We start from the raw sequence: 9,788 nt of genomic DNA on the forward strand, positions 1-9,788 counted from the left end.
CTCCCGCCTGCGGGAGGGGGAAGAAGAAAAAGGCGGACGCCCGGGAGAGGCGCCCGCCGAACCGAAGGCGTGAAGGGGGAAGGACCCGCCTTCGGCATGCGATCCGCCCCTCGCCTCAGAAGAACCCCAGCGCCTTGGTCGAATAGCTCACCAGCAGGTTCTTCGTCTGCTGATAATGATCCAGCATCATCTTGTGCGTCTCGCGCCCGATGCCCGACTGCTTGTACCCGCCAAAGGCCGCATGCGCCGGATAAGCATGGTAGCAGTTCGTCCAGACCCGCCCGGCCTGGATGTTGCGCCCCATGCGATAGGCCGTGTTCCCGTTCCGGCTCCACACCCCGGCGCCCAGCCCGTACAGCGTGTCATTGGCGATATGCAGCGCGTCCGCCTCATCCTTGAAGGTCGTGACCGACAGCACCGGGCCGAAAATCTCCTCCTGGAAGATGCGCATCCGATTATGCCCTTCCAGCACGGTCGGCGTCACATAATAGCCCTGCTCCAGCTCACCGCCCAGATGCGCCCGCGTGCCGCCGGTCAGCACCTTCGCGCCCTCGTCCCGGCCGATGTCGATATAGGAAAGGATCTTCTCCAACTGGTCGTTCGACGCCTGCGCCCCGATCATCGTCGCGGGGTCGAGCGGGCTGCCCTGCACGATCTTCTGCACGCGGGCGACGGCGCGCTCGATGAACTTTTCGTAGATGCTCTCCTGCACCAGCGCCCGGCTGGGGCAGGTGCAGACCTCGCCCTGATTGAGCGCGAACATCGCAAAGCCTTCCAGGCATTTGTCGAAATAATCGTCGTCCGCATCCATCACGTCGGCGAAGAAGATGTTGGGCGACTTGCCCCCCAGTTCCAGCGTCACCGGGATCAGATTCTCGCTCGCATATTGCATGATCAGCCGCCCGGTGGTGGTTTCCCCGGTAAAGGCGATCTTCGAAATCCGCTTGTTGGTGGCGAGCGGCTTGCCCGCCTCCACGCCAAAGCCGTTGACGACGTTCAGCACGCCTTCGGGGATCAGGTCGCCCACCAGGTCCATCAGCACCATGATCGACATCGGCGTCTGCTCGGCGGGCTTCAGCACCACGCAATTGCCCGCCGCCAGTGCCGGGGCCAGCTTCCACGCCGCCATCAGGATCGGGAAGTTCCAGGGGATGATCTGCCCCACCACGCCCAGCGGCTCATGGAAATGATAGGCCACCGTGTCATGGTCGATCTCCGCGATGGAGCCTTCCTGAGACCGCACGCAGGCCGCGAAATAGCGGAAATGGTCGATGGCGAGCGGAATGTCGGCGGCGGTCGTCTCGCGGATCGGCTTGCCGTTGTCGATCGTCTCCGCCATGGCGAGCAGGTCGAGATTCTCCTCCATCCGCTGCGCGATGCGATTGAGGATATTGGCCCGCTCCGTCGCCGAACGCTGGCCCCAGCCTTCCCTGGCCCTGTGCGCGGCGTCCAGCGCCAGCTCGATGTCCTCGGCCGTCGAACGGGCGATCTTGCACACGCTCTGCCCCGTCACCGGCGAAAGATTGTCGAAATATTCCCCGCGAACCGGCACCACCCACTGGCCGCCGATGAAATTCTCATATTTATCGCGGATCAGCGTCTTCCCCGCGAACCGCGCCATTGCCTGCTGTAACATCATCCTCTCCCGGACTCGTCTGAAAGTTGAGGGACAGGATGAACCTTTCGGACAAATGGACAATTAGACCTTGGGTCGGGCCTGCCCATGAAGCCGGAAAACCGGGACGCTCAACCCCCGCCGCCATTCATCGCCGCCTGCACCCGCAACCGGGGGAAAACCGCTTCCAGCGGCTTGGTGTCGGGCAGCACATAGACATAGCCGCCCTTTTTCCGGAACAGCGGGCTGACGTTCTTGCCGTAAAAGGCGGTGGGCAGGTTGATGCAGCCGAAGGTGATGCGATTGTCGTCGCCGGTGGGCGAGAGCATCCGCTCGCGGCGGCGTTCCCTTTTCGGCGCGCCCTTGGGAATGGGGTGCAGCGCCACCGACGTGGCATAATCGACCCACAGCACCTTCTGCCGCCCCGCCGCCAGCCCGAATTTCGCCAGGAAGCGCCCGGCGGGCGTCGTCTTTTCCGCCGGGCCGATCTCCGCCAGATTCTTCGATCCGATGCCGGGGCTCGCCTCGTCCCCGACGGCCACGCCGATCAGGACCGGCGCATGACCCAGCGATTTCCCGCTGGCGTCATAGAGCGAGAGAACCGCCGCCTTCTTGTCGACGATGATATAGGGCAGCGCGCCATTGTCGCGGGACGCGGCGATCCAGTCGGCCACGCGCGCCGCTTCCCCGGACAGCTTCGCTCCCGCCTCCTGCGGCATGTCCGCCTGCGGTTTCGCCGGCTCCGCCGCCCGGACGCCCTCCGTCGCGGGAATGGCCGGCGCAAGCACCGCCAGCGCCAGGAACAGTGGGATCATCGCTCAATGCACTCGAAGGAAAGCGCCGGCGCCCAGGACGGACGCCGGCGCGGGAACACCGGATTCGGCCCCGTTCCGGGCGTCAGTTGCGCGGCCGCTTGCGCTGATTTTCCTGCATGCGCTGCTCGATGCCGTCGACGCGGGCATTGATCTGGTCCAGCCGCTGGCCATTGTTCTGCGCCTGGCCGGATGCCGCCTGCGCCTCCGCCAGCGCCGATTTCGCGGTGGCGTCCGTCGCCTGCAGGCGCGAGTCGAGCGCATCGACGCGCTGGTTCACGGCGGCGACCTGTTCCCGCACGAAGCCCTTGGTGGCACAGCCCCCCAGCGCCAGCGAACCCACCAAAATCACCGCCAGAGGCGCGAATTTCGTGAAAGACCGCGACATCTCCATTCTCCTTATAGTTAACGAACCGTCCCCGTCCCAAGCCGAGCGCCGGATTCCGGACAATGGGATTCTGTCCGGCTGTGCATCCGCTCGGGTGAATGGATGGGACTGCCCGGGTGGGCCAACCGGGGGCGCGGGATTTCGTCAGCGGCGCGCGCCCGGCCGCCGCCATTTCCGGGGCCGTTCCTCCTCCCCCAGCAGCAGCATGATGTCGCCATAGCCGGCGAGCAGGCTTTCCAGCGACCGCACCGCCTGCCAGCCCCCCGGGAAAAGCGCGCGGAAAATATGCGACTTGTCCTTCATCGGCATCCTCCCACAATAAGTCCTGTCCGGCGCGCCTCTTGGCGGGCGTGCCTTGCGGCGCTTCAGCGAGCGCCGTCGACCAGGATCACGCGATATTCCGCACCGGCAAGCCGATGCTGCAATGCTTCCTGATAAGCGGGCGAGTGGTACCAGGCCCGCGCCGCATCCAGATCGTCGAACTCCAATATGGCGACGCCGTCGGGATCGGGCCCTTCCACCGCATCATGCTCCCCATAGAAGGCGAGCCGCCGGGCCGGCTTTTCCCCCCGCGCCTTGACCGCCAGCGCGGCATAGGCGGCCATCTCCCCGGCATCGTTCAGCCGGTCGCGGATCATGACGACATAAGCGGGCATGGACGGTCCTCTCCTCTTCCTGTCATGCGCGGGGGCGGCAGGGCGGGAAGCGCGCCCGGCCGCAATCCCCTACGCCCCTTCCGTCACCTTGGCGGAGGCCTTGCGGGTCCGGGCAGGCTTCTGGTCCTTGCCCAGCACGATCTTCGTCGTCATCAGATAATGTTCGCGCATCAGCTTGATCGCCAGATCGGCGTCATGCGCCAGAAAGGCGTCGGCCAGCTTGCTATATTCCTTCTCCAGATTCGAACGCTTGGACGGCGAGGAGATGGAGAGCCAGCGATAGCGCTCGCTCTGCAGCAGCAGCATGTCGCGCACCCGGAGCAGCCAGGGATTGTCGCATGTGGCGACCAGCGCGTGATGGAAGGCGTGGTGCGCGTCCGCCCATTCCTGCGTCACCTTGCCGTCATCGTCGTTGCGCGGCGTCCGCAGCAGGCCGTGCAGCGCCGCGACGATCCCCTTTTCCCAGGCGATGGTGGCGTTCGCGATGGCGGAGCGGATGCAGGGCTCCTCGATCAACAGGCGCACATCCGTCAGATGATGCAGGTCCTCGGCCGCGATCTCGCTCACGCGGAAGCCGCGCTGCGGTTCGGCGGTGACCAGCCCTTCTGCGGTGACCCGCGCCAGCGCCTCGCGCACCGCGCTCTGGTTCGCCCCCAGATTCTCGCACAGGTCGGAAATGACGAGCTTCTGACCGGGCGGAAGCGCGCCGTTCAGCAGCCGGGACCGGATCTGCTCGTAAACGCGGTGGGTGCGGCTGGGCGCCGGTGATTTCTCTGCCATTCGCCCTTGATAGTTCACTTTTCCCCCATCTACAACCGTTACAACAAAAAGTGCACTTTCTGTTGACTCATGGACAATACTCGCACATCGTCCGCGCGACCGCCCGCCTCCCCCGGGGCCGGTTTCGGGCCGGGACCGCGAACGGGCAAATGGCATGACATGGCCGACCACTCGTCGGCTGGAATCGGGATCAAGCATGAAAGACAAGGTCATCATCTCCTGCGCCGTCACCGGCTCCATCCACACGCCGACCATGTCGGACGCGCTGCCGGTCACGCCGTCCGAAATCGCGGAACAGGCGATAGAGGCGGCGGAGGCCGGCGCCGCCATCCTCCATCTCCATGCGCGCGATCCCAGGGACGGCCGACCCTCGGCGGACCCCGCCCTGTTCATGGAATTCCTGCCGCGCATCAGGCAGGGCTGCGACGCCATCTGCAACATCACCACGGGCGGCAGCCTCACCATGACGGTCGAGCAGCGCCTGGCCGCGCCGCTGCTGGCGTCGCCCGAAATGTGCTCGCTCAACATGGGCAGCATGAATTTCGCGCTCTATCCGATGGCGGATCGCTACCGGCAATGGAAGCATGACTGGGAGGAGCCCTATCTGCGGGAATCGGACGATTATATCTTCCGCAACACCTTCCGCGACATCGGCAAGATCGCCCATGCGCTGGGCGATGCCCATGACGTGAAGTTCGAACATGAATGCTATGACGTCGGTCATCTGTACAATCTGGCGCATTGCATCGACCGCGGCTTCTTCAAGCCGCCGGTCTTCATCCAGTTCATCTTCGGCATATTGGGAGGGATCGGGGCGGAGGTCGACAACCTCCTCTTCATGAAGCGGACCGCCGATCGCCTGTTCGGACAGGATTATCACTGGTCGGTGCTGGGCGCGGGACGCCATCAGATGCCGCTCGCGACGCAAGCGGCGCTGATGGGCGGCCATGTGCGCGTGGGGCTGGAGGACAATCTGAACATCGCCCAGGGGCGGCTCGCCTCCAGCAATGCCGAACAGGTGCGCAAGGTGCGCGCGATCATCGAAGATCTGGGCCTGGAGATAGCGACCGCCGATGAAGCGCGCGCCCGGCTCGGCCTCAAGGGCGGGGACAAGGTCGCCTTCTGATGCCCGCGCGTCGATAGCGCCGGATCGGCCGGCCCGGAATCCGTGGCTCGATTCGCGCCCCGCCCTTGAAAAGACAGGCGACGATCACGATCAATGATATTATAGACATCATGTGATGGTCCGCCGCTACCGGTGCGGACGACAAGAGAAGGAAATGCCAGAGTGACCGCGGAAATCATCCTCGCCCATCCCGTCCGCACCCCGATCGGGAGCTATAACGGCACGCTCAAGGACGTGCCGGCGGCCGAACTGGGCGCCGTCGCCATCCGGGAAACCGTGCGCCGCGCAGGGCTGTCGCCGGATGCCGTCGGCGCGGTCACCATGGGCAATGTGATCCAGGCCGGCAACAGGATGAACCCGGCGCGCCAGGCGGCGATCCACGCCGGGCTGCCGGTCTCGGTCCCCGCCCTCACCGTCAACCGGGTCTGCGGATCGGGCGCGCAGGCGATCGTGACCGCCGCGCAGGAAGTGCAGCTTGGCCTGCACGACGTCGCCATCGCCGGCGGCATGGAGAATATGGACCGCGCGCCTTATCTGATGACCGGCGGCCGCTGGGGTTATCGCATGGGCGACGCCGCGATCATCGATTCCATGCTGCATGACGGCCTGAACGACGCCTTTTCCGGCCAGCATTCCGGCTGGCATACGGAGGATCTCGTCACCCGCTCCCAGATTTCGCGGGATGCGCAGGACCGCTGGGCCGAACGCTCGCAGAAGCGCTTCGTGCAGGCGCAGTCGGAAGGCCGGTTCGCGGCGGAGATCGCCCCCGTCACCATCAAGGGCCGCAAGGGCGACGTCAGCTTCGCCAGCGACGAGGCGCCCCGCGCCGATACGACGCTGGAGGGACTGGCCCGGCTGAAGCCCGCCTTCCGCCCGGACGGCACGATCACCGCCGGCAATGCCCCCGGCCTCAACAGCGGCGCATCCGCGATGCTGGTCGCCACCCGCGCCTGGGCCGAGGCGAACGGCGTCGAACCGGCGGGCCGGATCGTCTCCTACGCCGTCGCCGCGCTGGAGCCGGGCCTCTTCGGCCTCGCGCCGGTCCCTGCCGTGGTGAAGGCGGTCGAACGCGCCGGCTGGAAGCTGCCGGACGTGGAGCGGTTCGAGATCAACGAAGCCTTCGCCGCCGTACCCCTGGCCATCATCAAGGAACTCGGCCTGCCGGAGGACATCGTCAATGTGGAGGGCGGCGCGATCGCCCATGGCCATGCCATCGGCGCGACCGGCGCGGTGCTGACGACCCGGCTGCTGCATTCGATGAAGCGGGACGGCGTGCGGCGGGGCCTTGTCACGCTTTGCATCGGCGGCGGCCAGGGTATAGCGCTCGCACTGGAAACGCTGTGACGGCGGCACGGATGCGGGGGAAAGATCGGTCATGAACGGTTTCGATACGATAAGCGCTCTGGCGCGGGGCGAACTGCCCCGCCCGCCCATGGCCGATACCGTGCCCTTCACCCTTCTTCCGCCCGAAATGGGGCGCGTGGAGCTGAGGGCGACGCCGGGCGAACGCTTCCTCAACCTTGGCGGCGTCGTCCATGGCGGCTGGGCGCTGACCATGCTGGATTCCGCCATGGGCCTCGCGGCGGCAACCACCTTGGACGAGGGCGGTTTCGCCCCCACCTATGAAACCAGCGTCAAGTTCCTGCGGCCCATCCCCGCCAATATCGGGGAAATGCGGGTGATCGGCACCGTCATCTCGCGCGGCCGGTCCCTTGTCGCGTTGGACGGACGCATCGAAAGCCTCGACAACCGGATCTTCGCGCACGGCACGTCCACCTGCGTCGTTCCCCGCTGAACGCGGGGCGCACCATCTTTCAGGAGCATCGCATGCTGAACCGAAGCATCCGTTCCGCGACGATCTGGACGATCAGTCCGTCCTCCACTCCACGGTCACGCGCAAACCGATTGTCGGCCGCGACAGGATATTGCGGACGATCCAGGCGGCCGGCGCGTCCTATGACCATATGCGTCCGACCTATCATGAAGCGATCGGCAACAGGAGCTTCGCGGAATATGACGCGAGGATCGCGGGCGGGCCGGAACTTCACTGCGTGGCGGCGATCACCCGGAAGGAATCGGGCGCGGTGGAGACCATTGCCTTCCCGCGGCTAAAGCTTCCCCCGATGGGCAGTTCCCATCTGGCGGAGCAAGAAGGCCAAGAAGGCGAAGGCAAGCCACCCTGACTTCTTCAGTTGCTCGTTTCGGTCTTTCCCGACTCCGCCTCTGAACTGTTGGCGAAGCGGCGACGCAAGGGAATGCGGGTATCGACATCCGCGACGCCCAGCCGTTCCTTGACGGATTTCCGCGCCCGCTGGAGGATTTTCTCCGCGGTTTTCAGGTCGGTCGTCATCCGCGCCATTACCAGCGCGCCCAGCGCTTCGGAAAAGGCGGCGTTCGCGGCCTCCTCGGGATCGTCGACCCCGGCGCGCTCCAGCAGCCGGGTCACGCCGTCGATCAGTCCGCGCATGCCATTGCTCAGCCGCCCACGCCCATCCTCCGAAAGATGGGCCAGCTCGCTGGTGAGCGACGGGATCGGGCACCCCGTCTCCGGATGGCTGCGATGGGTCATCGACAGATAGCCGTCGAAGAATTTGGCGATCGCCGCGCGGGGCTCTCCGACATCCAGCAGGCCCAAGAACCGCTCATAGCGTTCGTGGAACATATGCTCGACCGAATGGGCGACCAGATCGTCCTTGGACGCGAAATGGGCATAGAAGCCGCCGACGGTAAGCCCGGCCGCGGACATCACATTCGCCACCGCCACCCGGTCAATACCCTGGCAACGGATCGCCCGCGAAGCCTCCGTCAGGATGCGCTCCCGCGTACGCGCCTTATGGTCGCTTGGATATCTCATGCATAATCCCATAAGTGACCTGACCACAGCCGCTTACAGGAAAAAACGCGCCTCTTTCCCAAATGACTGTTTGCAGCCAACATAATATTATGGCCGTTCAGTTCAAGGGGTTTTCCCAAGGAGCGACCTACTCCGCTGTCAATCGTTGCATCCGGGCCAGATCGGATTGAAGACATTAGGCGACCAGCCGATATTCGGTGTCATTGACCAGCCGGATCGCGCCGCCCCCGCCTCGAACGTCTAGATCGGCAGAATGGCAGCCGAAAACCTCCACCTCCAGCAACAAGCTGCCCGGACGGAAGCCGCTCTGCAAGGTCGGCTCCAACTGCCGGGCCGCTGGGCCGCCCATTTCGCCTATGAATGGGTACGCAAGGACGATGTCAGGATCGACACCGATCTTGTCGACCTCTTCGAATTCAGCGAGACTTCCGGATTGATCAAGAGCCTGAAGATCATCTTCGACCGGTAATCCCGCGCGCCTGCCTTCCGGGCCACGCTCCCCCGGCAGAGCTTTGCGTACACGCAAAGACTGGCCCAACCCGGCCGGGAACGGCTATGATCGGCCGGAACCATTCAGGAGCCCGCGACCATGCCGAACCCCAGTCCCTGGCAACATCATCGTCAAGCCGGCCTGGCCGACGACATCGATTTCGAGATCAAGGGCCAGGAACTGCAATTTCTGGAAATAGAACTCGATCCCGGCGAAAGCGCCGTGGCGGAGGCCGGCGCCCTGGTCTGGAAGGACGCGGCCGTCGGCATGACCACCGTCTTCGGCGACGGCAGCGGCGGCAGCGACGGCAGCTTCATGGGCAAGCTGCTGGGCGCGGGAAAGCGGCTGGTGACGGGGGAAAGCCTGTTCACCACCGTCTTCACCCATAATGGCCGGGGCAAGGCGCGGGTCGCCTTCGCCTCCCCCACCCCCGGCGCGATCCTGCCGATTCGCCTCGACCAGGTCGGCGGGCGGCTGATCTGCCAGAAGGACAGCTTCCTCGCCGCCGCGAAGGGCGTATCGATCGGCGTCCATTTCCAGCAGCGGATCATGACCGGCCTGTTCGGCGGCGAAGGCTTCATCATGCAGAAGCTGGAGGGCGACGGCTGGGTGTTCGTCCAGATGGGCGGCACCATCGTGGAGCGCGAACTGGCCCCCGGCGAACAGCTTCACGTCGATACCGGCTGCGTCGCCGCCTATACCGACACGGTGGATTTCGACTTGGAGCGCGCGGGCGGCGTGCGCAGCATCCTGTTCGGCGGCGAAGGCCTGTTCTTCGCGCGCCTGACCGGGCCGGGCAAGGTGTGGATACAGTCCCTGCCCTTCTCGCGCCTCGCCGGCCGCATGCTGGCGGCGGCGGGCAGCCGCGGCGGCCAGAATCGCGGCGAAGGCTCCGTGCTCGGCGGCCTAGGCGACCTGATCGGCGGCAATAATTAGAGCATCGTGCGCAAAAGTGGGAACCGGTTTTCCGCTCAAACCGATGCGACAGAAACCCGCAGCGCGCGGCCCGCGCCCGATTTGAGCCATCGCGCGCCATAGCCGTCCGCCGCTCTTCCCCCCACCCCCAA

Annotated in this window: 13 protein-coding genes; 6 read left to right on the plus strand and 7 right to left on the minus strand. The window is 65.4% G+C overall.

Annotated features, from left to right (window positions below; genetic code table 11):
* Nucleotides 1–115: 115 nt before the first annotated feature.
* From adh to K7W03_RS25405, 6 genes are all read right to left on the minus strand, one after another.
* Entirely contained in the window at nt 116–1,636 is a 1,521-nt protein-coding gene (gene adh / locus K7W03_RS25380) for an aldehyde dehydrogenase (RefSeq protein WP_044661016.1), read from the minus strand.
* Between the two features lie 110 nt (nt 1,637–1,746).
* Nucleotides 1,747–2,430 (minus strand): hypothetical protein, encoded by a 684-nt coding sequence (locus K7W03_RS25385; protein WP_025551455.1) that lies wholly within the window; start codon nt 2,428–2,430, stop codon nt 1,747–1,749.
* Between the two features lie 82 nt (nt 2,431–2,512).
* Complete coding sequence (locus K7W03_RS25390; RefSeq protein ID WP_025551453.1) at nt 2,513–2,815, minus strand: hypothetical protein; 303 nt, start codon at nt 2,813–2,815, stop codon at nt 2,513–2,515.
* Between the two features lie 144 nt (nt 2,816–2,959).
* A complete protein-coding gene (locus tag K7W03_RS25395) occupies nt 2,960–3,118 on the minus strand; it encodes a hypothetical protein (RefSeq protein WP_157009794.1) in 159 nt (52 codons plus the stop codon).
* A 62-nt stretch (nt 3,119–3,180) separates the two neighbouring features.
* Complete coding sequence (locus K7W03_RS25400; protein ID WP_044661015.1) at nt 3,181–3,471, minus strand: DUF1330 domain-containing protein; 291 nt, start codon at nt 3,469–3,471, stop codon at nt 3,181–3,183.
* A gap of 69 nt (nt 3,472–3,540) precedes the next feature.
* Nucleotides 3,541–4,251 carry a GntR family transcriptional regulator gene (locus K7W03_RS25405; RefSeq protein WP_025551449.1) on the minus strand — a complete coding sequence of 237 codons (711 nt, stop codon included), beginning with the start codon at nt 4,249–4,251 and terminating at the stop codon, nt 3,541–3,543.
* Between the two features lie 196 nt (nt 4,252–4,447).
* Here K7W03_RS25405 and K7W03_RS25410 point away from each other — a divergent pair, with 196 nt between their 5' ends.
* The 4 genes from K7W03_RS25410 to K7W03_RS25425 all read left to right on the plus strand — a co-directional run bounded on the left by K7W03_RS25410 (nt 4,448) and on the right by K7W03_RS25425 (nt 7,560).
* On the plus strand, nt 4,448–5,377 hold the full coding sequence (locus K7W03_RS25410) for a 3-keto-5-aminohexanoate cleavage protein (protein WP_044661014.1): 930 nt from the start codon (nt 4,448–4,450) through the stop codon (nt 5,375–5,377).
* A 162-nt stretch (nt 5,378–5,539) separates the two neighbouring features.
* Nucleotides 5,540–6,721: a thiolase family protein gene (locus tag K7W03_RS25415; RefSeq protein ID WP_025551447.1), complete on the plus strand. Its 1,182-nt coding sequence runs from the start codon at nt 5,540–5,542 to the stop codon at nt 6,719–6,721.
* A gap of 31 nt (nt 6,722–6,752) precedes the next feature.
* Nucleotides 6,753–7,172: a PaaI family thioesterase gene (locus tag K7W03_RS25420; RefSeq protein ID WP_226870507.1), complete on the plus strand. Its 420-nt coding sequence runs from the start codon at nt 6,753–6,755 to the stop codon at nt 7,170–7,172.
* A gap of 130 nt (nt 7,173–7,302) precedes the next feature.
* Nucleotides 7,303–7,560, plus strand: a complete 258-nt coding sequence (locus tag K7W03_RS25425; protein WP_044661013.1) for a hypothetical protein — start codon at nt 7,303–7,305, stop codon at nt 7,558–7,560.
* Nucleotides 7,561–7,565: 5 nt separating this feature from the next.
* On the opposite strand, the gene K7W03_RS25430 is transcribed toward K7W03_RS25425, so the two are convergent.
* Entirely contained in the window at nt 7,566–8,231 is a 666-nt protein-coding gene (locus K7W03_RS25430; protein ID WP_025551441.1) for a TetR/AcrR family transcriptional regulator, read from the minus strand.
* Nucleotides 8,232–8,484: 253 nt separating this feature from the next.
* Between K7W03_RS25430 and K7W03_RS25435 the strand changes: the two genes are divergently transcribed.
* Complete coding sequence (locus K7W03_RS25435; protein ID WP_025551439.1) at nt 8,485–8,700, plus strand: hypothetical protein; 216 nt, start codon at nt 8,485–8,487, stop codon at nt 8,698–8,700.
* A gap of 120 nt (nt 8,701–8,820) precedes the next feature.
* Nucleotides 8,821–9,657, plus strand: a complete 837-nt coding sequence (locus K7W03_RS25440; protein WP_025551437.1) for a TIGR00266 family protein — start codon at nt 8,821–8,823, stop codon at nt 9,655–9,657.
* Nucleotides 9,658–9,788: the final 131 nt, after the last annotated feature.

The organism is Sphingobium sp. PNB (assembly GCF_019873065.1).
Taxonomy (GTDB): Bacteria; Pseudomonadota; Alphaproteobacteria; order Sphingomonadales; family Sphingomonadaceae; genus Sphingobium; species Sphingobium fuliginis.